Annotated in this window: 18 protein-coding genes; 5 read left to right on the forward strand and 13 right to left on the reverse strand. The window is 65.9% G+C overall.

Annotation, left to right across the window (positions count from 1 at the left end):
• The 7 genes from K0F86_RS21520 to K0F86_RS21550 all read right to left on the reverse strand — a co-directional run.
• Window positions 1-894 (reverse strand): VWA domain-containing protein (locus tag K0F86_RS21520; RefSeq protein ID WP_219136233.1); only part of this gene is annotated, 894 nt, incomplete at its 3' end.
• Complete coding sequence (locus tag K0F86_RS21525; protein WP_219136234.1) at window positions 887-3,370, reverse strand: DUF5682 family protein; 2,484 nt, start codon at window positions 3,368-3,370, stop codon at window positions 887-889. The genes K0F86_RS21520 and K0F86_RS21525, both read right to left, overlap by 8 nt.
• The gene (locus K0F86_RS21530) at window positions 3,361-4,467 is read right to left on the reverse strand and encodes an AAA family ATPase (protein WP_219136235.1); all 1,107 of its coding nucleotides are present in this window, start codon (window positions 4,465-4,467) and stop codon (window positions 3,361-3,363) included. The genes K0F86_RS21525 and K0F86_RS21530 overlap by 10 nt, the downstream gene beginning before the upstream one ends.
• Window positions 4,468-4,481: 14 nt before the next feature.
• On the reverse strand, window positions 4,482-8,231 hold the full coding sequence (locus K0F86_RS21535; RefSeq protein WP_219136236.1) for a DUF4132 domain-containing protein: 3,750 nt from the start codon (window positions 8,229-8,231) through the stop codon (window positions 4,482-4,484).
• 215 nt (window positions 8,232-8,446) lie between these two features.
• On the reverse strand, window positions 8,447-9,340 hold the full coding sequence (gene mmsB, locus K0F86_RS21540) for a 3-hydroxyisobutyrate dehydrogenase (RefSeq protein WP_219136237.1): 894 nt from the start codon (window positions 9,338-9,340) through the stop codon (window positions 8,447-8,449).
• Between the two features lie 10 nt (window positions 9,341-9,350).
• Window positions 9,351-10,865: a CoA-acylating methylmalonate-semialdehyde dehydrogenase gene (locus tag K0F86_RS21545; protein ID WP_219136238.1), complete on the reverse strand. Its 1,515-nt coding sequence runs from the start codon at window positions 10,863-10,865 to the stop codon at window positions 9,351-9,353.
• A gap of 14 nt (window positions 10,866-10,879) precedes the next feature.
• Window positions 10,880-12,097, reverse strand: a complete 1,218-nt coding sequence (locus tag K0F86_RS21550) for an ABC transporter substrate-binding protein (protein ID WP_219136239.1) — start codon at window positions 12,095-12,097, stop codon at window positions 10,880-10,882.
• A gap of 121 nt (window positions 12,098-12,218) precedes the next feature.
• Here K0F86_RS21550 and K0F86_RS21555 point away from each other — a divergent pair, with 121 nt between their 5' ends.
• From K0F86_RS21555 to K0F86_RS21565, 3 genes are all read left to right on the forward strand, one after another.
• Window positions 12,219-13,136, forward strand: coding sequence for a LysR family transcriptional regulator (locus tag K0F86_RS21555; protein WP_219136240.1), 918 nt, complete (start codon window positions 12,219-12,221; stop codon window positions 13,134-13,136).
• A gap of 41 nt (window positions 13,137-13,177) precedes the next feature.
• A complete protein-coding gene (locus K0F86_RS21560; protein ID WP_219136241.1) occupies window positions 13,178-13,708 on the forward strand; it encodes an isochorismatase family protein in 531 nt (176 codons plus the stop codon).
• Window positions 13,709-13,814: 106 nt separating this feature from the next.
• The gene (locus K0F86_RS21565) at window positions 13,815-15,686 is read left to right on the forward strand and encodes a hypothetical protein (RefSeq protein WP_219136242.1); all 1,872 of its coding nucleotides are present in this window, start codon (window positions 13,815-13,817) and stop codon (window positions 15,684-15,686) included.
• Here the strand turns inward: K0F86_RS21565 and K0F86_RS21570 are convergent.
• Window positions 15,674-15,832, reverse strand: a complete 159-nt coding sequence (locus tag K0F86_RS21570) for a hypothetical protein (RefSeq protein WP_219136243.1) — start codon at window positions 15,830-15,832, stop codon at window positions 15,674-15,676. The two genes, K0F86_RS21565 and K0F86_RS21570, sit on opposite strands and share 13 nt — an antisense overlap.
• A 27-nt stretch (window positions 15,833-15,859) precedes the next feature.
• On the reverse strand, window positions 15,860-16,771 hold the full coding sequence (locus tag K0F86_RS21575) for a LysR family transcriptional regulator (RefSeq protein ID WP_219136244.1): 912 nt from the start codon (window positions 16,769-16,771) through the stop codon (window positions 15,860-15,862).
• A gap of 119 nt (window positions 16,772-16,890) precedes the next feature.
• On the opposite strand from K0F86_RS21575, the gene K0F86_RS21580 reads away from it, so the two are divergent.
• Complete coding sequence (locus K0F86_RS21580) at window positions 16,891-17,877, forward strand: zinc-dependent alcohol dehydrogenase family protein (RefSeq protein ID WP_219136245.1); 987 nt, start codon at window positions 16,891-16,893, stop codon at window positions 17,875-17,877.
• Window positions 17,878-17,950: 73 nt separating this feature from the next.
• Window positions 17,951-18,274 (forward strand): tetratricopeptide repeat protein, encoded by a 324-nt coding sequence (locus K0F86_RS21585; RefSeq protein ID WP_219136246.1) that lies wholly within the window; start codon window positions 17,951-17,953, stop codon window positions 18,272-18,274.
• A gap of 6 nt (window positions 18,275-18,280) precedes the next feature.
• On the opposite strand, the gene bla is transcribed toward K0F86_RS21585, so the two are convergent.
• The 4 genes from bla to K0F86_RS21605 all read right to left on the reverse strand — a co-directional run.
• Complete coding sequence (gene bla, locus K0F86_RS21590) at window positions 18,281-19,195, reverse strand: subclass B3 metallo-beta-lactamase (protein WP_257572293.1); 915 nt, start codon at window positions 19,193-19,195, stop codon at window positions 18,281-18,283.
• A gap of 77 nt (window positions 19,196-19,272) precedes the next feature.
• The gene (locus K0F86_RS21595; RefSeq protein WP_219136247.1) at window positions 19,273-21,036 is read right to left on the reverse strand and encodes a M56 family metallopeptidase; all 1,764 of its coding nucleotides are present in this window, start codon (window positions 21,034-21,036) and stop codon (window positions 19,273-19,275) included.
• On the reverse strand, window positions 21,033-21,425 hold the full coding sequence (locus K0F86_RS21600) for a BlaI/MecI/CopY family transcriptional regulator (protein ID WP_071077911.1): 393 nt from the start codon (window positions 21,423-21,425) through the stop codon (window positions 21,033-21,035). Before K0F86_RS21600 ends, K0F86_RS21595 begins: the two co-directional genes overlap by 4 nt.
• 62 nt (window positions 21,426-21,487) lie before the next feature.
• Window positions 21,488-22,650 (reverse strand): hypothetical protein (locus K0F86_RS21605; protein WP_374197312.1); only part of this gene is annotated, 1,163 nt, incomplete at its 5' end.

Genomic DNA, 22,650 nt, shown 5'->3' on the forward strand with positions numbered 1-22,650 from the left:
CTGCGGATTGCTCACCAGCTGCTCGCAATACTGCACCGCGCGGCCGATATTCGTGCCACCACCCAGCTGCACCGTCAGCAGCACCTCGACCGGGTCGGCGGCCAGGTGCGTCAGGTCCACCACGCCGGTGTCGAACACCACCAGCCGCACATTCACGGCCGGCAGGCCAGACAGGATGCCGGCCACCACGGCCGCATAGATCACCGAATCCATCATCGAGGCGCTCTGGTCGACGCACAGGATGACGTCCCATGGCAGGCTGCGCTTGACGCGCGCATTGAAAACGGGCCGCGCCATCAGCAGGCGGCGGCTGGCCAGATCATAGTGTTTCAGGTTGGCGGCAATGGTGGCGCGCCAGTCGAAGTTCTGCGCGCTCTTCATCTGCGTGCGGCGAAAGCGGTTGCGCCGCCCCACCACCGCGTTGACGAAATCCTTGCGCAGGCGCTCGGTGATTTCCTCGACCACGTGCCGTATCACGGCGCGCACCGCGTCATGCATGTCCGCGCCGAGCCGCCCGCGCATGCCGATCAGGGCGCGCGCCAGCGCCTGGTTCGGCTCCAGGCTGGCCAGGACAAACGGGTCGCGCAGCAGGCCGCTCAATTCATAGCGCTCGATCGCGTGGCCCTGCACGCGCTCGTACACGTCTTGCGGAAACAGCTTGCGCGTCTGTGCCAGCCAGTCGATGGCGCGCAGCTGGCTGGGGTCCAGCGAACCGCCACCGCTGGCGCGCAGCATGCCCTTGCGCTCATACTCGCGGCCATACAGATAATCGAGGCTGGCATCGAGCCGGCCATCGTTGGCGGACCAGGCTTCCGTTTGCAGCGGCTGCGCGTAGCGTCCCAGCATCAGGCGCCAGCGGCGCAGCATTTCCTGATGATGCAGATTCTCAGCCATGCGGCTTCTCCGTTGAAAGATCCAGCCAGACAGACAGCGCATCGCGCTCCAGGCAGGCGGCCAGCGCCGCGTTCAGGCGGCCGCCCGCCAGCATCTCGTCTTCGCTGACGTCGTAGTGAAATTCGACCTGCAAGGCGTCCGGCGCGGCGCCGTTGAGCACCGCCAGCGCCTCGGCCAGGTCGCTCGTCTCCTGCGGCTTCAGGCCAGTGAAGGCCAGCCGCAAATCGGGCAAATACTGAATGAAACTGGCCTCGTCCCAGCTGCCGACCAGGGTATTGAAGCTGCGCCGCAGTCCCGGCTGCGTCAGCAGCAATTCAGGCGCGGCGGCCATCAGGCCCGACAGGAAGCGCACGGCATCCTGCGGCGTGGCGCCGGCGCCGAAGCGCTGTTCCAGCAAGCGCGACAAATCCTGTTCATCCCAGGCGCCATCGAGGAACAGCAGCGCGGCGGCAGCGCCGCAGATGCCGGGCGCGCAGGCGCGCGTCGCCGTCAGGGCCTGCAGGCGCCGGTGCAGGTCGCCGGCTTCGAAAGCCAGGCCAGCCTCCCGCACCGGCAAGGCGCTGCGCGCGGCACGGCCAAATTCGCGCAATGCCAGCAACTGTCCCACTTGCGCGCCTTCCCCATCCCTGCCCGTATCGGCCAGCCCGGGCAGCAGGAACAGCGCGGCCGGCCAGACACGCCGCATCAGCGCCAGCACGCCCGGATGCTCGCGCACGCCCAGCGGCTCGCGCGCGCGCCACAGGGTCACCAGCGCATGGCCGCAGCCGACGACGGAGGCAAAATCGGCATCGTCATCGAGATGGCGCGACAACAGCGACAACAGGTCGGGTAAACGTTCATGCAAGCCCACCAGGCAGGCACGCACCAGCAGGGCCGCGGCGCTGCCGGCCGAACGGGCCCGGCCCGCGGCGCCCAGCGCCTGCTCTTCGCGCAGCAGCCGCGCCAGCGCCACCTCGCCCAGGGTGGCGCCATCGGCGGCCAATTCGATCAGGCGCGCTTCGACCAGCGGCGTCCACGCATACGTCCATTCCTCGAACAGCAGTTCCAGCCGGCTGCCGGCCATGAAATCGGGGCCGCCCTGCCAGCGCGCCAGGTCCGTGTCCAGATACTGCATCAGATGAAAGAAGCGGCTGCGCCGGCGGTGGCGCTCCTTGCGGTACAGGTCCAGCCGCGCCAGCCGCTTGTCGCCGTCGTCGAGGCGCAAGCCGTGGCGATGCGCAGCCGCGCGCGCGTCTTGCACCAGCGGCGGCGAACCGGCCGATGGCGGCACGTCACCCAGCCGGCTGCCCGTCATCTGGCGCCGCACGTCGTCGAACAGGCCTTGCATGCCATCGTCGATGGCGCCCTTGACGAAGCAGGAGCGCATGGCGTCGAGCACATCCTGGCGGCCTGGCCCCGCATGGCCGCGCAAGGCCGCCAGCCTGGCCGCCTGCAGCACGGCCGCCTGTACCTGCGCCGTGGAAATGCGCTCCTGCACGCCGCGCGCCCGGCTATCCTGGGCCAGCCTGGTCAACTGGTCCACGGCGACGGCAAGCTGATGCTCGCCAGGCGCCGGCGACTGCAGGGCGTCCCAGACGGCCTGGTAGTAGGCGGGCGCCGGCATGCCGGCGCCATAGCCATTCAGGGCATCGAGCCGCTCAAAGCTGTAGCGTATCAGCCAGCTGGCGCCAGCGGCGGCAGGTGCGGCAGGTACGGGATTGGCGTCAAGCAGTTCGATCAGCGCGCTGGTGTGAAAGCCGCCGGTGACCACCACGACGGGGCCATCGACCTGTTTGCGCCAGCGGGCGATATGTGCCGCCATGTGGCGTTCGCGCGGCAGGCTGCCCTCCGCTTCCAGCACGGCCGGCTCGTAATCGAGGCGGGCCATGGCGCAGTATGAAAACACGTCGCCAAACACGCTGCGCCAATCCGCCAGCGCCGCGCGCGAGCGCGCCTCGAACAGGTGATCCCACAGTTCATCCTGGTCGCGGCAGCCGGCGCGCGCGGCCAGGGCGTTCAGATAGCTGCTGTGGGCCAGGTAGCGCTCGGCCATCAGGCTGCGCGCCTCGGCATCGGGCTGCGCGTCGGCCGTGCCCGCGCGCGCCTGCCACGGCAGGTCGATGAAGGCCAGCTGCGCCTGCACGGCCGCCCCCTCGCGCAGCGCCACCCATTCGGGGCTGTAATCGCAAAACGGGAAAAACGCCGATTGCGCGCGCATGCCCTCCGCGCCTGCCGCCGGCGTCTGGCACAACAGCGCCACGGGCGGGCGCGTGCGTGCGTCCAGCAGCAGGGGCAGCATGTCCGTAAAACCTTCCGGTCCCTCGATCAGTACGGCGGCCGGGCGCAATTCGCGCAACATGGCCTGCAAGGCATGCGCACACGCCGGGCTGTGGTGGCGCACCGGCGCAAAGTACACGCCCTGTCCGAACAGCCTGGCGCGCGCGGCGGCCACGCCGGCCGGCAAATCCGGCGACAAGTCCGGCGGCACTACAGCCATAGCTGGCGCGCCGCGTCGCCGAAGCTTTTCCACAAATCGTCGCGGCGGCCACGTTCGCGCACCACCGTGTCGAAATAATGGCGCACGCGCTTGAGGTCATCGGCATTGTCCTTCAGGACCACGCCCTGCAACTGGTTGGCCAGTTCGCGCGGGCGCAAGGTGCCGTCGCCGAAATGCAGCGCCTCCAGCGAGGCCGCATAGACCAGGTTGACCGCCTCGGCGCTCGACATCACCGCCTCCGGCGTCTTGATGGCCGTGCCTTCGCGGGTCTGGCCGGCGCGCAGTTCCTGGAACGTGGTCACCAGCAGCTCGACCACGTCGCGCTTGACGATGACGGCGGCGCCGATGGCATCGAGTTCGCGCCGCAGCTGCTGCATCACCAGTTCGACTTCGAAGCCATGGTCGCGGATCGGCTTGACGGTTTCGAAGTTGAAGCGGCGTTTCAGCGCCGACGACATTTCATGCACGCCGCGGTCGCGCAAGTTGGCGCTGGCGATGATATTGAAGCCGCGCCGCGCATGCACGCGCGCGTCGCCGCCCAGTTCCGGAATCATCAGCTGCTTTTCCGACATCAGTGAAATGAGCACGTCCTGCATCTCGGGCGCGCAGCGCGTGATTTCCTCGAAGCGCACCAGCTTGCCCGCTTCCATGGCCTGGAACAAGGGCGACGGCACCAGTGCGCGCCGGCTCGGCCCTTCGGCCAGCAGCAAGGCATAGTTCCACGAATACTTGATATGGTCTTCAGTGGTGCCGGCCGTGCCCTGTATCGCCAGCGCGGAGTCGCCGCTGATGGCCGCGGCCAGCAATTCGGACAGCAGCGACTTGGCCGTACCCGGCTCGCCCACCAGCATCAGCCCCTGGTGCCCCATCAGGGTGACGATGGCGCGGTCGACCAGCGGATCGTCGCCATAGAATTTGCGGCTCACTTGCAGCGCCGCGTCGCCCAGGATGAAGCGGCGCACCGCGCGCGGCGACAGCAGCCAGCCCTCCGGGCGCGGATCGGCATCGGCCGCTTTCAGGCGTTCCAGCTCGCTGGCGTAGCGCTGTTCGGCGCTGCGGCGCACCACCTGATTATCGTTCTGTTGTTCCGTCATCATGTTGTTCTCTTTGCTCACCACGGCATTTTACTTTCCCATTGCGCATCATAGCCGCCGCACGCCTTCGACACCGCCAGATAATCGGCATAGGTTTCGGCCAGCAGCACGGACGGCACGTCGGCCAGCGGCACCGCCTCGTCGCGCCAGGAGCGCGGCAAGGGATAGAATTGCAGCGTTTTCAGGGCGGCCGCCATCAATTCCTCGGGCAGGCTGCTGCCGGAAAATTCGATCACCGCGCGCAGGCCGGCGCTGACGAAATCCTTGTGATACTCGGTGAAGACGCCGCCATCCTCGGCCTGGCCGCGCTGATAGCCGTGCTTGCCGAAGGCGCCGCGCAAGCCGAAGGTGTCGCCCACCCAGCCTTCGCGGTCCGCGATGTGCCGGCCCGCCATCAGCGCGGCGTCGGGCAATTGATGCGCCAGCTGCTCGAACAGGGGCTTGACCTTGTAGTCCTTGAAATGGCGCTGCCAGGCGGCGATCTGCGGCGCGTCCAGCAGCGAGGCGTGCGCCAGGCGCAGCCGGCTGCCTTCGGGCAGCGCGACTTCCTCGTCGTCCGCGTCGAGCAGGCTGCCATCGTCGCTGGGGCGCAGCAGGGTGCGGCCTGCGTCGTCCTCCCTGATCCACAGCAGCGCCTGCACCAGGCGGCCCGCGATCGGATGGCCGAGCAGGTAATCGCGCCACTCCTGCGCCGGCCAGACACGTCCCGCGCACATGGCTTCGTACAGGCGCGCCGTCTGCATGGTGATGACTTGCTTGAGTTCTTTCTTGCACACCGATAGCTGCTGTTTGGCTTCCTTGGCCAGTTCGGGCGCTTCGTCCTGGCGCGGCTCGGGCAAGGCCTTGATCTCCTTGCCGTCGGGGTTGTGCAAGCGCGGCTTCATGGCGCCGCCCAAGGTCACATGGAAGACCCGCTCGCCATACGACAGGTCGAGGCGGCCACTGTCGTCGAAGCCGCCGGTCGGGATGGTGCGGTCGCCCAGCTGGTCGTGGCTCCAGCCCTTGCCTTGCGCGATGCGCTCGACCAGCAGACGCGCCTTTTCCTGCACCGAGGCCGTGCGGTAGCGCCGCGCAATCCCCAGCAATAACTGGATGACGGCCGGATCGTAGCCGTCAGCGAGGCCGTCGAGCATCGCTTCGATCTGCGCGCGGCGCGGGTAATGGTCGCGCATATACGCTTGCAGCAGGCTGATCGCCACATGGCCAGGCGTATGCGCGGCCAGCGCCAGGATGCCCTTCTCGCCGATGGCGCTGCCCAGGTATTCGGCCATCTTGTTGCGGCGGATCTGGTCGAACACCTGCTCTTCGGTCATCTTGCCCTGCGCGGCATAATACTCGGGATAGCGCCTGGCCTGGTCCTGGTAGCTCTGGTAGGCCTGCGGCGCGCGCGCCTGCGCTTCGGCGGTCGCCACTTCCAGGCTCGGGCCGCGCAGATCCTCGGTGATGAACAGGCGCAGCACCGTCTCGCCCAAGGCGGCGCGGCCTGCCTCGTCGAGCAGGCCCAGATAGCGCAGCAGCAAGGCGTTGCCGCCCGGCTCCTTCAATTTGCAGGCCAGTACCACCCACCAGCGGATGATGTCGGCGTCGACCGGCGTGCCGTCCTGCCAGCGGCAGGCGGGCAGCGCCTCGAAGACGAACCAGGCCAGGCCGATGGGCGCCTTGCCCTTCAAGCCCTTGCGCGCGGCGGCCAGCAGGATCTCAGGCGACAGGCGCGGACTCAGGTCCTCGCCCAGTTTTTCCAGCGCCGTCATCAGCGCGGCGATCACGGTCTCGCGCGTCTCCTTGTCCAGCGCCTGGTACAGCGCCGGGACGGCGGCGCGGTAATCGAGGTCGGCCAGCCAGCGCGCGGCGCCGATGCGCATGTCCTGCTTGCCCGATCCCAGCGCCTCGGCCACGCGCTTGCCGATATCGGGCAGGCTGGCCAGCACCTGCTGCGCGCTGGCACGGTGCTGCTTGCCCTCGCCCAGCGCGATCTCCATCACGCGCGGCAGCCATTGCGCCGGCAGCAGGGGAAAGGTGGCCAGCACTTCCAGGGTGGGACCCAGCTCGGGCGCCACGCCCTGGCGCCTTTCGACGGCGCGCAAGCCCAGGCCCTGCTCGATCAGTTCGGGGCGTTCCGCGAACAGCGGCCAGACCATGTCCGCCGCCAGCACCTGCTGCGGCTTGGCGCCCCACCAGTTGCTGCCCATGCAGGCCATGGCCACGCTGTCATGCTCGTCGCCGGCCTCGCGCATGGCGCGCGCCAGCAGGCGCAGGTCGAAGGTGGACAGGTCCTGCCGCGCCAGCCATTGCTGGAAAAAGTCATCGTGCCAGAAGTGAAGACTGTTGCGCTGCGAAGTCATCAGCCAGCGCGCCATGTGCGCCACGCCAAAATCCGGCAAGGCAGCCAGTTTTCCCTGAAACTGGACCGGTTCGCGCATCATGTTGTTTTTCAGGAGCTGCGCCTCGCCCTTCGACGCCTCGCCATTGAACACGCGGATGGCCGCTTCCATGTAGGCAGGCTTGATCGCCTCAAAGCGTTTCAGGCGCTCCTGATGCCACTCGTACTTGTGCTTGGCGTGCTGGTTGTCTTCGCGCTCCCGCCGTGCTTCGGCGCGGCTTTTTTCCAGCAGCGCCGCATGATTGGCCTGCAGCAGCTGCAGCGCGGCGTCGCCCAGGCGCGTCGCCGGCGGCGCGGGCGGCAGCGGCGGCACGGGCAGTTCCGCCGCGCCCGCATCGCTGGCCGCGCCCAGCCACGACAGGGCATTGCGGATGGCCGCCTGCACCGGTTTGCTCGTCTCCTGCGCCAGCGCCTGTTCCAGCAGCGCACCCTGCCGCGGCCCCAGGCTGCGGCCCAGCAGCTCGGCCGCCTGCACGCGCTCTTCCGTCTTGCCCGTCAACAGGCACTGCTGCAGCAAGACGGCCCTGCGTTCCACGGGAATGGCGGCCAGATGCGGAGCCGCTTCGATGCGCACGCTCTTGCCGCCATCGACGGCCAGGCGCACCAGGATGGCGGCATAGGCGTCGGCCAGCGCCGGCGCGGCGCCCACGCGCCTGGCCAGCTGCGCCTTGCCGCTGGCCGACAGCAGCGCCGGCAATTGCTCCACCTGCGCGGCATGCGCGAGCATGTAAGCGTCGAGCGCGCCAGACGCCAGCAAGCGCTGCAGGCAGTTATCGCGCACGTATTCGTTCAATTCGCGCCGCTCGAACACCAGTTGCAGCGCGCCCTCTTCCGCCTCGCCATCGGCAGCCAGCAGGCGCGCCAGCAGCGCCACGTCCCAGCCACGCCGGTTGACCGTGGTCGCCTGCGCGCGGGTCTCGGAAAAACTGGCGAACAACGCATCGCTGAGCAGGTAATCGAGCCACTGCGGCACTGGGGCGCCCGTGCGTTCCAGCGTATCGCCCCCGTCGGCGGCCTGCAGCAGCTTGCCCAAGCGCACCAGCAGCGCCGCGTCCAGCGTCGCCGCGTCGGATTGGGCGTAGAACTGGTGCCGGTGGCGCAGGCTTTCATTGGCCAGCGCGCCATCCTTGTTACCCAGGTTATGGGTATAAAAATGCGAGTACAGGCGCCCGGGCTTGCCCAGCAAGGTGCCGCCGCGCGGCGCCGCCGCCTGCACATCGAGCAGCACGCCTTCCTCGCGCCCTTCGCAGACAAACTCGCAGGCGCGCTCCCACAGCGCAGGCGAGATCTGCGCCAGACCGCGCAAGCCCTTCTTCAACTGCGCATGCTCATCCAGGCCTGCCAGACCCACTACGCCCTGCGCCAGTGCCAGTATTTTTTTAAACATCGGGTGATCCGTCTTTCCTGTTCATCAAGGCCCTTGCCGGGCGTGTTTTCTTTTCGCAATCGGCGTCCGTATCGGCGGCATGCATCGTGCATCGAACTTGTATCCAATCAAGTTGCTGATTGTATATTCTTACCCTCCTGACAGCATGCACGTTTGCATGACGATCAACAAAAAAAAAGCGCTCCCGCAGGAGCGCCATCGCCACGACCGCTGCCTTATGCCGGCGTATCCTGCAGCCGGTAGATGCTGGAGAAATCGAGCCCGCCCGATCCTGCCTTGCTGTGCATGTCATACAGCGTGCGCGCCAGGGCGCCCAGCGGTACGCTGGCGCCCGACGCCTCGGCGCTTTCCATGGCCAGGCCCAGGTCTTTGAGCATCAGGTCGACGCCGAAGCCGCCCGTGTAGCCGCGCGACGCGGGCACGTTCTCGGCCACGCCCGGACACGGGTTGTACACCTCCAGGGTCCAGTTGCGGCCCGAGCTTTGCGCCATCACGTCCGACACCACTTTTGGATCGAGGCCATTGGCCACGCCCAGGCGTATCGCTTCGCTGGTGCCGATCATCAAAATCCCCAGCAGCATGTTGTTGCAGATCTTGACCGTCTGGCCGCAACCCGCGCCGCCCGCATGGAAAATCGCCTTGCCCATGACGTCCAGGTAGGGCCGCGCCGCCGCCAGCGCCGCTTCTTCGCCGCCCACCATGAAGGTCAAGGTGCCGTTGGTGGCGCCCGCCGTGCCGCCCGACACGGGCGCATCCAGCATGGGCATGCCCTTTTCCTCGGCCGCGCGGCCCACCTGGCGCGCCGCCTCGGTGGAAATCGTCGAACAGTCGATCAGCAGGGTGCCGCGCCGCGCCTGCGCCAGGATGCCTGCGTCGCCAAGGTAGGCGCCCAGCACGTGGCGGCTGGCCGGCAGCATGGTGATGACGATGTCGGCCTGGCCTATCGCCGCCGCCTGGTCATCGGAGACCAGGCCGCCGCCGTCGGCAAACTGCCGCACGCTGGCCGGCAGCAAGTCAAAACCCGTCACCGCATGGCCGGCCCGCACGAGGTTTTGCGCCATGGGCAGCCCCATGTTCCCCAGGCCGATGAAAACGATATTGGTGCTCATCGCCGCCTCCTTATTTCATCGAGATGGTGGTGTTGACGCCGCTGCCGCCGTCGTCCGGGGCGAACCAGCGCGCCGTGACGGTCTTGGTCTGCGTCCAGAAGTACAAGGCTTGCTTGCCGTTCGGGCCCAGATCGCCCAGTTTCGAGGCGCGCGAACCGGTAAAACTGAAATAGGCGACGGGCACGGGAATGGCCACGTTGATGCCCACCTGCCCCACGTCGATCTCGTTCTGGAACTTGCGCCCCGCCCAGCCGGACGAGGTGAAGATCGAGGTGCCGTTGCCGTTCGGGTTGGCGTTGATGAAGGCGATGGCCTGGTCCAGCGTATCCGTTTCGACCACGCACATGGCGGGGCCGAAGATTTCCTGCGTGTAGACGGAGTTCGACGCGGCCACCTGCGAGAAAATCGTCGGTCCCATGAAGTTGCCGCCCTCGTAGCCGGCCACCTTGAGGCCACGGCCGTCGAGCAGCAGCTGCGCGCCCTCGTCCACGCCCGCCTGGATCAGCTTTTCCGCCCGCTGCATGGCGGCCCTGGAGACCATCGGGCCCAGATCGGCCGTGCGGTCGCTGCCCGGCCCCACTTTCAGCGCCTGCGAGCGGGCGACGATTTCCGGCAGCCAGGAACGCGCCTCGCCCACCAGCACGACGACGGAATTGGCCATGCAGCGCTGACCGGCCGCGCCAAAGGCGGCGCCGATCAGGTTATTGATCGCCTGCTCCTTGTTGGCGTCGGCCAGCACCACGCAATGGTTTTTCGCGCCCATCATCGACTGCGCGCGCTTGCCCGATTCGCTGGCGCGGCGGTACACATGCGTGCCCACATGGGTGGAGCCGATGAAGGACACGGCCTTGATGTCGGGATGGTCGCACAGCATGTTGACGACGTCGGCGCCGCCATGCACGACGTTCAGCACGCCGGCCGGCAAGCCCGCCTGGTACATCAGTTCGACCAGATACATGGTCGATGACGGGTCCTGCTCCGACGGTTTCAATACAAACGTATTGCCGCAGGCGATAGCGATGGGGAACATGAAGCACGGCAGCATGACGGGGAAATTGAAGGCCGTGATGCCGGCGCCGACGCCCAGCGGCTGATAGATATTGTAGACATCGACGCCGGTGGCCGCGTTTTCCGCGATCTCGCCCAGCTGCAGGGTGGCGATCGAGCACGCGTGCTCCACCACTTCCAGGCCCCGCATCACTTCCCCTTCCGCGTCGGGCAGGGTCTTGCCGTGTTCGCGCGTGATCAGTTCGGCCAAAGCACCAATGTTCTCGCGGATCAGGTGCTGGTACTTGAGCATGATGCGCATGCGCGCCGCCAGCGGGGTATTCCGCCAGGTTTTAAAGGCTTCCTTGGCCGTGGCGACGGCCAGCTTGACTTCGTCCGGCGTGGAAAACGGCACCCTGGCGACGATTTCCTGCGTGGCCGGGTTGACGACGTCGCGCCATTCGGTGCTGGTCGAGGCGTGATGCTTGCCGCCGATATGCAGGGGGATGGCGGGGATTTGGGTGAGGGCTTGGTTCATGTTTTGCTCCGTGATTATTTTTTAACGAGATTGCACGCCGCCGCATCCATCGGCTTGAACGCCTGGTCGGCGGGGATGGTGGACAGCACTTTCAGGTAGTCCCACGCGCCTTTCGATTCGGCCGGGGTTTTGACCTGCACCAGGTACATGTCGTGGATCACGCGGCCGTCGGGGCGGATCGAGGCGTTGTTCATGACGGCATCCTTGATCGGCAGCTCGCGCATCTTCTGGGCGACGATCTTCGAGTCATCGCTCTTCGCCGCCGCCACCGATTTCAGGTAGTGGTAGACGCTCGAATACACGCCCGCCTGCACCATGGTCGGTTTGGCGCCCTTGTTGAGCGCCTCGAAGCGCTTGGCAAACGCGCGGCTGCGTTCATCGTAATCCCAGTAAAAACCGTCCGCGTAGACGAGGCCCTGGGCCGTTTCCAGGCCCAGCGCATGCACGTCGGACAGGAACACCAGCAAGGCGGCCAGGCGCTGGTCCTTGCCGCTGCCGATACGGAATTCGCGCGCCTGCTTGATGGCCGAGACCACGTCGGCGCCGCCGTTGGCCAGGCCGATCACCTGTGCCTTCGAGCCTTGCGCCTGCACCAGGAAGGACGAGAAATCGGACGCGTTCAGAGGATGGCGCACGGCGCCCAGCACCGTGCCGCCATTGTGCTTGACGACTTCGCTGGCATCTTTTTCCAGCGAGTGGCCGAACGCGTAATCGACGGTGACGAAATACCACGATTTCTGCCCCAGCTTGGTCAGCGCCGCCGCCGTGCCGGCCGCCTGCGAATAGGTATCGAACATCCAGTGGAAGCCGTTCGGCGAGCAATCTTCATTGGTCAGGCGCGTGGTGGCCGGGCCGCTGAACATGGCGATGCCGCCCTTCTCTTTCATCAGCTTTTGCACGGACAGGGCCACCGAGGAATTGGTCAGGTCGGCGATGGCGTCGACCTTGTCGCGGTCTATCCATTCGCGCGCCTTGGAGGCGGCGATGTCGGCCTTGTTCAAGTGGTCGGCCGAGAGGATTTCGATCTTCATGCCCTTGCATTCGGCTTTCAGACAATCCTCGACGGCCATCTGGCTGGCGACGACGGAGCCGCGCCCGCCCATGGCCGAATACGGGCCGGACATGTCGGTCAGGATGCCGATCTTGACGACGCCATCGGAAATCTGCGCGTGCGCGCCGCCAAAGGAAAGGGTGAGCGCCAGCGCGCCCATGGCCAGAACGGTTTTTTTCATGCGTGTCTCCAGGTGGATGGGTTTTCTTATATGTGTAGATGCATTCTGCATGTGTAAAAATATGCGCTCAAGTGAAATTAATGCATAATTCCTTTGCAAAAATGCACAGAGAGGGATTGCCATGCTCGATTGGGACAATGTACGGGTCTTCCTCGAACTGACGCGCAGCGCGGGACTCGTCGATGCGGCGAAAAAGCTGGGCATCGACCATTCCACCGTGTCGCGGCGCATGCGCAAGTTCGAGGAACAGGTGGGCACGCAGCTGTTCGACCGCAATTACGTGGGCTACCAGCTGACGCCCGAGGGCCACCGCCTGATGGAATACGCGGAAAACATGGAAAGCACGGTGTTTGCCGCCACCGAGGAACTGGGCGAACACAACCGGCTGCTGTCGGGCCAGGTGCGCCTGGGCGCCACCGAGGGCTTCGGTGCCATCGTGCTGGCCCCCCACCTGGCGCAGTTTTGCGGACGATACCCGCACATCAGCGTGGACCTGATCGCCGTGCCCCGTTTCGTCAGCCTGTCCAAGCGTGAGGCGGACGTGGCCATTTCCATCGAGCGGCCCCTGTCCGGCCCGTACGTGGTGACGAAATTGTCCGACTACCGCCTGAAGTTGTACGCCACGCCAGGCTATCTGGCGCGCCACGCGCCGATCACCAGCGTGGCGCAACTGGCGCGGCACCCGATCATCGGCTACGTGGACGACCTGGTCTTCAGTTCGGAGCTGCGCTACATGGACAACGTGGCGCCCGATTCCCTGCGCGCATTCCGCAGCACCAGCGTGATCGCCCAGTACCACGCGGCGCGCGCGGGCCAGGCGCTGGCGATTTTGCCCTGCTTCGTGGCGCAGCAGTCGAACGAGCTGGTGCCCGTGCTCGACGGCGAGATCGACCTGCTGCGCGCCTTCTGGATGATCTCGCCCAGCGAACGGCGCAATATCGCCCGCGTCAGCGCCCTGTGGAATTACCTGCGTGCCGCCATCGACCTCAATCACGCCTACCTGATGGGCGAAACGGCCGTGCCCAGCTGGCCAAGCTGAGCGCGCTACACTGTCGCCACATATGAATAAGGGAGAACGCCATGCTGATGGATGCGAACCAGGCTGTACTGGTCATTGTCGACCTGCAAGGCCGTTTGATGCCGGCCATCCACGACGCCGGCCTGGTGCTGGCGCAAAACCTGCGCCTGGCGAAGATCGCCCGCCTGCTCGACGTGCCCGTGCTGGGCACGGAACAGAACCGCCAGGGACTGGGGCCGAACGTGGAGGAAATCGCCGCGCTGTGCGAACGGACCTTGCACAAGACGCATTTCGGCGCCTGCTTTGACGGCTTGCAGGACATGCTGCCCGCCGGGCGCAAACAGATCGTCGTCACGGGTTGCGAAGCCCATGTGTGCATGCTGCAGACGGCCATCGGCCTGCTGCAGCTGGAGTATGAAGTCATCATCGCCATCGATGCCGTCGGCTCGCGCCAGGCCACCAGCCGCGACGCGGCGCTGGCCCGTCTGGACAAGCTGGGCGCCCATCTGGTGACGGTGGAAATGCTGGCCTTTGAATGGTTGCGTGACTGCAAGCACCCACGCTTCCGCGAGGTATTGGCGCTGATCAAATAGCCACTCCTTTACGCAGGATCAAGCCCGAAGACTGTTCATTTGCTAACTTGGTAACAGCGCCGCCATTCTGAGCGGTACAACTGTCCAACTGAGCTGGAGAACCATCATGGCCTATATCCTGCGGGGCAAACTGTGCGGCTTGATCTGTGCCGAGTGCCCTGAAGCCTTGTCGCACGTCATCGTGCGCCTGTACCGCCCGCGCGAATCGCAAAACGTCACGGCGCTGGCCGTGGCCAGCGCCAAGGAAACCTTCGCCATCCTCACTGACGAGGAAGTGCAGGCCAAAGCGCCGTTCCTGCTGGCCGAAGCGCGCACGGACGAGGACGGCAACTACAGCTTTACCCTGGAAGGCGATTACCAGGGTGAGGCCGTCGAGGTCGATATCCTGTGCCCCACCGTGCCGCAGTTGAAGCCAGGCCCGAAAGACCCCGTGCCGCTGCAATTTTCCATCACCACCATCCAGCCCCGCTGGCGCCAGGTCGACAACGATTTCCTCGCCATCTGGGATTACTGCCTGCCGCAACGCTTCTGGTGCCTGGTGCGTGCCCGCTTCGGCGCCTGGACCATCTGCGGCCGGCTGCGCACCTGCGATGCGCCCCACACGCCGATCGCCGGCGCCACCGTGCGCGCCTTCGACGCGGACTGGCTGCAGGACGATGCGCTGGGCGTGGCCGTCACCGATGCCACGGGGCGCTTCCGCATCGATTACCTGACGTCGGATTTCACGCTCACGCCGTTCTCGCCGTTCATCAACGTGGAATTCACCAGCGGCCCCGACGTGTATTTCACGGCGCAGCTGGGCAGCGTGACCATCCTGTCGGAAACGCAAGCGAACGGCCGTCAGCCGGGACGCGAAAACGTGGGCCACTGTTTCTGTGTGGAACTGTGCTCGAAAGACGTCTTGCCGCCCGACGTGGAAGGCGTGCCCCACTGGCAGCAGGTGGAAGTGTTCGACATCCACCCGTTCCCCTCGCTGGCCGGCTTTTCCGCGCAAGGCTATGCGGGCGGCGCCGGCGCATCGTATGTGTTCGCCGGCGGCGTCACTCTGAAAGGCAATTGCCCGCTGCGCAACAGCGCCATCCCCGCCAATCCGCTCGAATACCGCTTCCTGATCGGCGAATGGTCCTGGCCGGGCGGCAACGACGACCCGACAGCCTTGCCGACGGTGGCGCCGGCCAGCCTGGTGCCTTTGACGCAAGTGCTCGACACCCTGGTCGGCTATGTGTTTTATACGAATGGACTGGGCCTCGCCGACTCGGCACAGGTGATCGTCGATGCGAGCGATCTGAAACCGGGCGGCTGGATACGGGTGGACGGCAAGCAAGTCACTGTGGACATGCGCGATGGCACGACGGCCATCGTCATCGTGCAGCAGAATATCTTCCTGCGCACCTTCGATTTGCTCACCGTCAATACGCCCGCCATCACCAGCCTGCATCCTGCCAAGCTGCCGGGCGGCTTGCCCATCCTCGACGCGGGCCGCAGCCTGACGGCGGCCGAAAGCGAACCGATACGTCGCTACCGCCTGGGCTTCGAGGTGCGCGACGGCAACACCCTGGCCATCGTGGCCACGGACGGGCTCGATTCCATCGTCTTCGACAACTCGCCCGTCATCGTGGCGCTGGACCTGGAAGAATTGCGCAGCAATGCCTGCAACCCCATCGCGGGCGGCCTCGTGCATATCCTGTACACGATCGACCACCCGCATTTGCGCTTTTTTAATATCACGATTTCCAACAACAACGGCATCGCGCACCCGCCGCCACCGCTGCCGGCCGCCAGTTTTACACCGCCGCCACCGCCCAGCAATTATCTGTTCCGCGGCGGCGCGGGCGGACCGCATCTGTCGGGCAACAATGGCGGTTTTCCCGTCAACGTGGCGCTCGACCCGCCGTGCGCCTACCGCATGGCCATCGAATGGCAGACGCGGCATTACCTGGCATCCAGCCACAGCATAGACCGACTCTACTGTAAATAAGCCATAAAAAGCTGCGGCGCGTCGCTCAGCAGGTGGCTGGCGCCCGTGGCCGAGAGGCGGCGGTAATGCCGGCGTTCGGCACTGACGGTGACGACATCAGCGGACGGCGGTAAAACATGGAATTGCTGACTAGAGAGGAAATCCATGCACCAGTCTTGTATTGCAATTGACAATTAGTTCCCACTAAAACCTTCCCGAAAAACCTGCGTCAGAAAGTCCACGAACGCTTGCACCTTGGCGGCGCGCAGCTGGCGTGGGTGGAACAGCGCCCACAGGTCCGGTCCCCGCGTGCGGAACGGTTGCAGCACGGGCACCAGAGTCCCCTCGCGCAGCGGCTGCAGCACGGAGACGGACAGCGCCTGCACGATGCCGCAGCCGGCCTGGGCGGCGGCGATCATCGATTCGATATGGTCGAAAGCCAGCGCGGCTGGCGGCGTGTGGGCATACGGCTCGCCCGCGTCCCCGTCCTGGAACAGCCAGGGCCGCACCTGGCGCGCTTTCGGATACAGGAAATGCAGGCAAGCAAATTGATCGAGTTCCCGCGGCGATTGCGGCAGGCCATGCCGGGCGACAAAAGCGGGAGAAGCGCAGCACAGGTAATCCATGCTCAGCAGGCTGCGCGCCACCAGCGACGAATCCTGCGGTTCGCCGATGCGCAGCATGACGTCGATGCCCTCTTCCACCATGTCGATCAGGCGGTCGCTGACCGTCAGGCGCAGGGAAATATCGGGATAGGCGGCGATAAAGCGGGGCAAGGCGGGCGCCACCAGGTTGCGGCTGATGCTGCTGGGCATATCCACGCGCAGGCTGCCCGAGGGTTTCCCTGCCGCCTGCAGCAGGCTCGTTTCCAGCGCGGCCATATCGGTCAGCACCTGGCGCGCCTGCGCATGGCACTGCCGGCCTTCGGCCGTCAGCGACATGCTGCGCGTGGTGCGCTGCAAGAGGCGCACGCCGAAATGCTTTTCCAGCGCCGCCACCTGGTTCGTCACGGAAGACGTGGAAATGCCCAGGCGCTGCGCCGCCTTGCTGAAACCGCCCGCCTCGACCACGGCGCAAAACACCTGCATTGCTGCCAGCCTGTCCATGTATTCCCTCCTGTTTTCAATGATTATCCACGAAACTGAAATAGTGCATCGGGCCGCGCCCTGTTTTTCTTTGTGCCGTCGCCGCCTAGACTGGCCGCATCAACCCAACGGAGAACACCATGCAAGCCCTCGTCCTGACTACCTTTGCCGCCCCCATGAGCATTGAGCACCTGCCCGTGCCGCAGCCCGGCCCCGGGCAAGTCCTCGTGCGCATCGCCGCCAGCGGCGTCAATCCGCTCGACACGAAAATCACCGCCGGTGCCGCGCCGCACGCCCGGCCCCGCCTGCCCGCCATCCTCGGCATGGACATGGCCGGCACGGTGGCGGCCGTGGGTGATGGCGTGACAACTTTTCACGTTGGAGCAACAGTGTATGGCATGGCGGGCGGCATCGGCGGCGTCCAGGGCTCGCTGGCCGAATACGGCGTCTTCGACGCCGCCCTGCTGGCGCCCGTGCCGCCAGGACTGAGTTTGCGCGAAGCGGCCGCCCTGCCCCTCGTCTTCATCACGGCCTGGGAAGGGCTGGTCGACCGCGCCCACGTGCAGGCGGGCGACAGCGTGCTCGTGCATGGCGGCGCGGGCGGCGTGGGCCACATGGCCGTGCAGTTGGCCGTCGCCCTTGGCGCCAGAGTGTATGCCACGGGCAGCGCCGCCAGCCGCGCTGTCATCGAGGCGCTGGGCGCGCGCTTCATCGATTACCGCACCAGCACGGTGGATGACTACGTGGCCGAGCATACGGGTGGCGTGGGTTTCGACATCGTCTACGATACGGTGGGCGGCGCCACCCTGGACGCCAGTTTCAAAGCGGCACGCATCTACGGCGGCCACGTCGTCAGCTGCCTGGGCTGGGGCACGTTCGCCCTGAGCCCGCTGACGGCGCGCGCGGCGACTTACTCGGGCGTGTTCACCCTGCTGCCCCTGTTGAGCAGTGAGCATCACGCGCGTCATGGCGCCATCCTGCGCGAAGCCAACAAGCTGATCGACGCTGGCAAGTTAAATGTACGGCTCGATCCGCGCCGCTTTACTCTGCACACGGCACACGAGGCGCATATGGCGCAGATGGACGGCAGCGCGCGCGGCAAGCTGGTGGTGGAGGTGCAGGACTGAATACGGGCTTGTTTCCCGCGCACTGAAGCGTTAATATGCAAGAATATACTTGCATATCAAGATGAGGACGGCAATGCGTGAAAAACTGGAAAAACTGCTGGCGCAGGGACGCGACAGCGCCCTGCTTCGCTTTGGCCTGGGAGATGCCTGCCTGAAAGACAATGACGCCGAGCAAGCGGCCATCCACCTGGCGCAGGCGACGCAACAGCAAAAAAGCTATTCCGCCGCCTGGAAACTGCTGGGCAAGGCCCTGCATCAGCTGGGCCGGCTGGACGAAGCGCAGGCCGCCTGGACGACGGGCGTGACTGTGGCCCAGCAGCAAGGCGACCTGCAAGCCGTCAAGGAAATGACGGTGTTCCTGAAACGCCTGCAAAAACAGCGGCAGGCGGCCGAGTAAAACCGTTTAAGGCGCGTGCGCCGCGCCCCGCTCTTTCGCCAGACGCTTGGCCAGCAAGCCGCCCGCTTCGGCCGCATAGGCGCGGCAGGCATTCGCGTCGATCAGGGGATTGCTTGTGGCGCTGCGCCTGGCGGCCTTGCCCAGCACATCCGTCGTGCCCGGATGCACGGGGATGATGATGTCGCACGGCAAGGCAGCCACCTTGGCGATGCTCGCTTCGAACGAGGCCGAAATATCGGGTGTCCTGTCTTTGCCCGCGCCTTTGCCAGTGTATGTAAAATCGCCGCTCGCATACGGGTTCAGGCTGTCCGCGTACGCCACGTTCAGGCAGCGCGCGTCCTCGCACGAGGTCCACGTCCACGTCGTGCCGCCGGGCGTGTGGCCCGGCGTCATGTGGGCCGTCAATACCAATGGGCCCACCTTGACGGTATCGCCCTCGCCCACCACCTTGACCTTGGCCACTTTCGCCACATGCACGACGGGATCGGCCTGGTATTGCGGATCGTCCTTGCCATTCGTGCCGCTTTGCAGCACGGGGGCGGCCGCTGCGCTGGCCACCACGGTGGCGCCGCTGGCCCGCTGCAGCGCGGCGATGCCGCCCGCATGGTCCCAGTGCGCATGCGAATTGAGGATATATTTCACATCCTCGATGCGAAAGCCCAGCGCCTTGATGTTTTCCACGATCAGGGGCGCCGATTGCGGCAGCGCACCGTCGAGCAGGATATGGCCCTGCGGGCTCGTCACCAGCACGGCGGACAGGCCGGCCGTGCCCACATACCAGCTATTGCCATAGATATTGAATGGCTTGACGGGCGCATTCCATTCCTTGCAATTGTCGCAATTAACCGGTTTATCCTGCAGCGGTGCGGGGGTCTTCGCCTGCACCGTGCCTGCCGCCATGGTCGCAACCGTAGCCAGCATCAACTTCGCCAATAGTGTCATCTTCATCTCCAGAGTGTAAAAAGAAGGGCGCCCGCACTGGCGCGCCCGGGGGGGTATCAATGCATGGGGCCAGTCCTGTCGGCCAGGGTGTCGCGGATGTGGCCGGCGTCGAGCGAGCGCCGCTGCGCGCCGTCGGCGTCCAGCAGCACCACGGTGACGTGCTTGCCGCCGCTGCGCATGCGCATTGTCAGGCAGCTGCCCGCCGCGTGGCTGCTGCCCGTCTTCGACAGCAAGATGTCCCAGCCTTGGCCGCCCACCAGCGGGTTCGTGTTGTGCAAGGTGCGGACCTTGCCATTGACGGCCACGCTCGCTTGCGGGTGGCTGGTGATGCGCGCGATGTCGGGATAGCGCGCGGCCGCCGCGACGATCTTCGCCACCTCGCTGGCCGTGGACGTATTCGCCGGCGAACTGCCGACGGGGTCCGTCAGGGTGGTGCGCGTCAAGCCCAGGCTGCGGATCTTCGCTTGCAATGCCTGATGAAATGCCGCGCTGCCGCCGGGATAGGTGCGCGCCAGCGCGGCGGCGGCGCGGTTTTCAGACGGCAGCAGCGCCAGTTGCAACAGCGCGCCGCGCGACACGGCCACGCCCTCGGCCAGCAGGCTGTGGCGTTGCAGGGACGAGCCGCCATCGGCGCGCACGATGCGCAGCTGTTCGTCGGGGGCCAGGCCCGCGTCGAGCACCACCATGGCCGTCATCAGCTTGGTGATCGAGGCGATGGGCACGACGGCGTCCGCATCTTTCGCCATCAGCACCTGGCCCGTGCTGTCGTCAAATACCAGCATGTGTTTCGCGCTGACGGGCAAGTCCAGCATCGCGGCGGCGGCCTCGGCCAAGGTCGCTCCATTCACCTCGGGCTTGCCCTGCACCTGCAGCAGCAAGGTGGCGCAGGCCAGCAGCAAGGCGGGCACGGCCAGTTTCCAGCCGCCCGTGTCGCGATCGGGCGCCATCAGGCGTTCGATGCGCGTCAGCAACGCCCCGCCGCGGGCCGACATCAGCAAGCCGGAGTGCTGCGGCACAGCCGTGTGGAGGGACAAGGCATGCAGCGCCGTGGCCAGCTGCTGCGGGTCTTGCAGCGCTTGCGCAGCCAGCGCGTCGGCCACCTGTTCCCGTTCGACCCGCATGCGCGCCGACAGCCACCAGACGACGGGGTGAAAAAACAGCAGCGCCTCGGCCACGCTTTGCAACAGGTTGACCAGGTAATCCCAGCGCCGCACGTGCGCCAGTTCATGCGCCAGCAACGCTTCGAGCAAGGCGACGGGCATGCCGCTCAGCAAGGCGGCCGGCAGCAGGATGACGGGGCGCCAGAAACCCACCGTGACGGGACTGGACAATCCCCCATGCAGCTTCAGCGGCACTTGCCGACTGTCGTGCAAGCCCATGCGCAGCGCCAGCGCATCGAGGCGCGCCTGCCAGAGGGCGGGCGCGGCCACTGCCTGGCGGCGCAACCTGCCGACCCAGGCCAGGCCCAGGCACAGGCGCAAGCTCATCAAGCCGACACCGGCGCTCCAGGCCAGCACCAGGGCCGGCATCCACGCTTGCAGCGCGGCGCGCCAGGCGGGCGGCGCGTCCATCGGCAGCTGGGCCAGTGAAGTGCCGGACAGCAGAGACAGCAAATGGACGGTGGGAATGCACAGGCACAGCAGCAGTGCCAGCGCGCAGACGGCATAGCGCCAGCGCGCGCTGGCGTGGCGCAGCAGCCAGAGCAGGACAGCGGAGACGGCGCCGACGATCACGCCCTGCCAGACAAAATACAGCAAGACCCAGCCCAGCGCCGGCACGAAGTTGCCCAACTCTATGCCCAAGCGCATGTCCAGGTTCATGGCGCCTTGCCATCCTTGCTGCGCAGGATTTTTTCAATTTCCAGGCGCTCCGCGTCGCTCACGTGCTCGCGCAGCGCCGTCAGCACCAGCGCCTTGCCGGAACCGGAAAACACCTTGCCGATCAAATCCTTGAGCAAGCTGGTCTGTAACTTTTCCTGCGCATCGACGGCCGCATACAGCTGCGGCCGCTGGCTTTCGTCGCGGCTCAAGAGTCCCTTGCCATGCATCAGCTGCAACTGGCGCAGCACGGTGGCGTAGCTGGCGTCGGCACGCTCTTCGGCCAGGGCGTCGTACACGGCGCGAGCATCGGACGGACCGCGCCGCCACAGGATGCGCAGCAAGTCCAGTTCGGCGGCCGTGGGATGGGGAGTGGAGGTATTTTTTAACATGCCGCCAGAATACCCGCTCTAGAACTTCATGTCTAGAACTTTTTTTCTAGCTACTAAAAAAACTAAAAATCGCGCAAGCGGTCGAACAAGGCATACAGCGGCGCAACATCCGGCAGCTGCGTTTGCGTCAGTACCTGCTCCAGCGCCACATAAATTTCGTCGCGCTCCACCGTCTCGATGATGCTGGAACGCCGCTCGATCTGGTTGAACACGCTGACATAGGCAGTGACCATCTCCTGCGCCATGGCTTGCGCAGTCTCGGCATCGCTCACCCCGTCAAGCGTGCGCGCCGTGGCCAACAGCTTCTTGTACGCCTGCGCGGCCTTTTTGGCATATGCCGCCGAAATATGTGCGCGGCCATCCCAGTCGCGGAAGGCGTTGTGCAGGTTTTCCGCCAGCCATTCCGGCTTGCGCGGCCGCGTCACCGACAGGTCCAGGCCCAGCGCCGCCGCCTTTTTATAGCTGGCCTTGATGGCCTTGGCCGCGTCCAGCGGCAGGCTGGTCAGGCACAGGCTGGACAAGGCCGGCAACTGCGCCGGCGCGGGGAAGTCATCTGGACCGTAGCCAAACAGTTCATACGCGGTGAAGGAGCGCAAACGGTCCAGTCTGGCGATGCTGGTCACGTTCGACGCCAGCCCCGGCTTGCCCCACACGGTCAAGTCAGTCAACGCAGGGAAACGCTGTGCCACCACATCGAAATCGACGGCCGGCATGGCGCTCAGCGACAGGCGCGCCAGCTGATCGAGACCGTGGAATGGCGCCAGGGCGCCGGAACACAGCAGGCGCAGGAAGCGGCCAGCATGCGGGGCGTCGATGCGCAGCGCGGACGACGGCGCGCCATTCAGTATCAGAGTGCTCAAACCCTCGTTCAGGCGCAGCGAGCGCAAGCCTGCGCCATGCACGACGAGGCGGCTGACATTGCTGTTGCGCAAGTCGAATTCGCTCTCCGTCGAGGACTGCCACTGCACTTCGTTGATGATGGGGTTGCGGTTGATGTAGGCGGCCAGCGCCGCGCTGCCTTGGCGCGTCTCGATGGTCGTCAGGCAAGGCAGCTGGTCCAGTTCGGACAGGTCGCCGAGCGCCTGCAGGATATCGTCGCCGATGCGGTTCGTCGTCTGGCGCAAGGCCTGGCCGCCGACGATCACTTGCTCGCTGGACACGGATTGGCGGCGCGCGACGTACGCGCCGCCAAGGTATTTACCCTGCTCAGTCCGCGTGCAGCTTG

The sequence above is a fragment of the Janthinobacterium sp. UMAB-60 genome, from assembly GCF_900095235.1.
Taxonomy (GTDB): Bacteria; Pseudomonadota; Gammaproteobacteria; order Burkholderiales; family Burkholderiaceae_D; genus Janthinobacterium.

Excerpts from the sequence above, each read along its gene's own strand:
- K0F86_RS21570 (WP_219136243.1), bottom strand. The coding sequence starts at position 15,832 with ATGGATTTCCTCTCTAGTCAGCAATTCCATGTTTTACCGCCGTCCGCT.
- K0F86_RS21595 (WP_219136247.1), bottom strand. The coding sequence starts at position 21,036 with ATGAACCTGGACATGCGCTTGGGCATAGAGTTGGGCAACTTCGTGCCG.
- K0F86_RS21600 (WP_071077911.1), bottom strand. The coding sequence starts at position 21,425 with ATGTTAAAAAATACCTCCACTCCCCATCCCACGGCCGCCGAACTGGAC.
- mmsB (WP_219136237.1), bottom strand. The coding sequence starts at position 9,340 with ATGAGCACCAATATCGTTTTCATCGGCCTGGGGAACATGGGGCTGCCC.
- K0F86_RS21525 (WP_219136234.1), bottom strand. The coding sequence starts at position 3,370 with ATGGCTGTAGTGCCGCCGGACTTGTCGCCGGATTTGCCGGCCGGCGTG.
- K0F86_RS21565 (WP_219136242.1), top strand. The coding sequence starts at position 13,815 with ATGGCCTATATCCTGCGGGGCAAACTGTGCGGCTTGATCTGTGCCGAG.
- K0F86_RS21580 (WP_219136245.1), top strand. The coding sequence starts at position 16,891 with ATGCAAGCCCTCGTCCTGACTACCTTTGCCGCCCCCATGAGCATTGAG.
- K0F86_RS21535 (WP_219136236.1), bottom strand. The coding sequence starts at position 8,231 with ATGTTTAAAAAAATACTGGCACTGGCGCAGGGCGTAGTGGGTCTGGCA.
- K0F86_RS21530 (WP_219136235.1), bottom strand. The coding sequence starts at position 4,467 with ATGATGACGGAACAACAGAACGATAATCAGGTGGTGCGCCGCAGCGCC.
- K0F86_RS21545 (WP_219136238.1), bottom strand. The coding sequence starts at position 10,865 with ATGAACCAAGCCCTCACCCAAATCCCCGCCATCCCCCTGCATATCGGC.
- K0F86_RS21585 (WP_219136246.1), top strand. The coding sequence starts at position 17,951 with ATGCGTGAAAAACTGGAAAAACTGCTGGCGCAGGGACGCGACAGCGCC.
- K0F86_RS21555 (WP_219136240.1), top strand. The coding sequence starts at position 12,219 with ATGCTCGATTGGGACAATGTACGGGTCTTCCTCGAACTGACGCGCAGC.
- K0F86_RS21560 (WP_219136241.1), top strand. The coding sequence starts at position 13,178 with ATGCTGATGGATGCGAACCAGGCTGTACTGGTCATTGTCGACCTGCAA.
- K0F86_RS21550 (WP_219136239.1), bottom strand. The coding sequence starts at position 12,097 with ATGAAAAAAACCGTTCTGGCCATGGGCGCGCTGGCGCTCACCCTTTCC.
- K0F86_RS21575 (WP_219136244.1), bottom strand. The coding sequence starts at position 16,771 with ATGGACAGGCTGGCAGCAATGCAGGTGTTTTGCGCCGTGGTCGAGGCG.
- bla (WP_257572293.1), bottom strand. The coding sequence starts at position 19,195 with ATGCTGGCTACGGTTGCGACCATGGCGGCAGGCACGGTGCAGGCGAAG.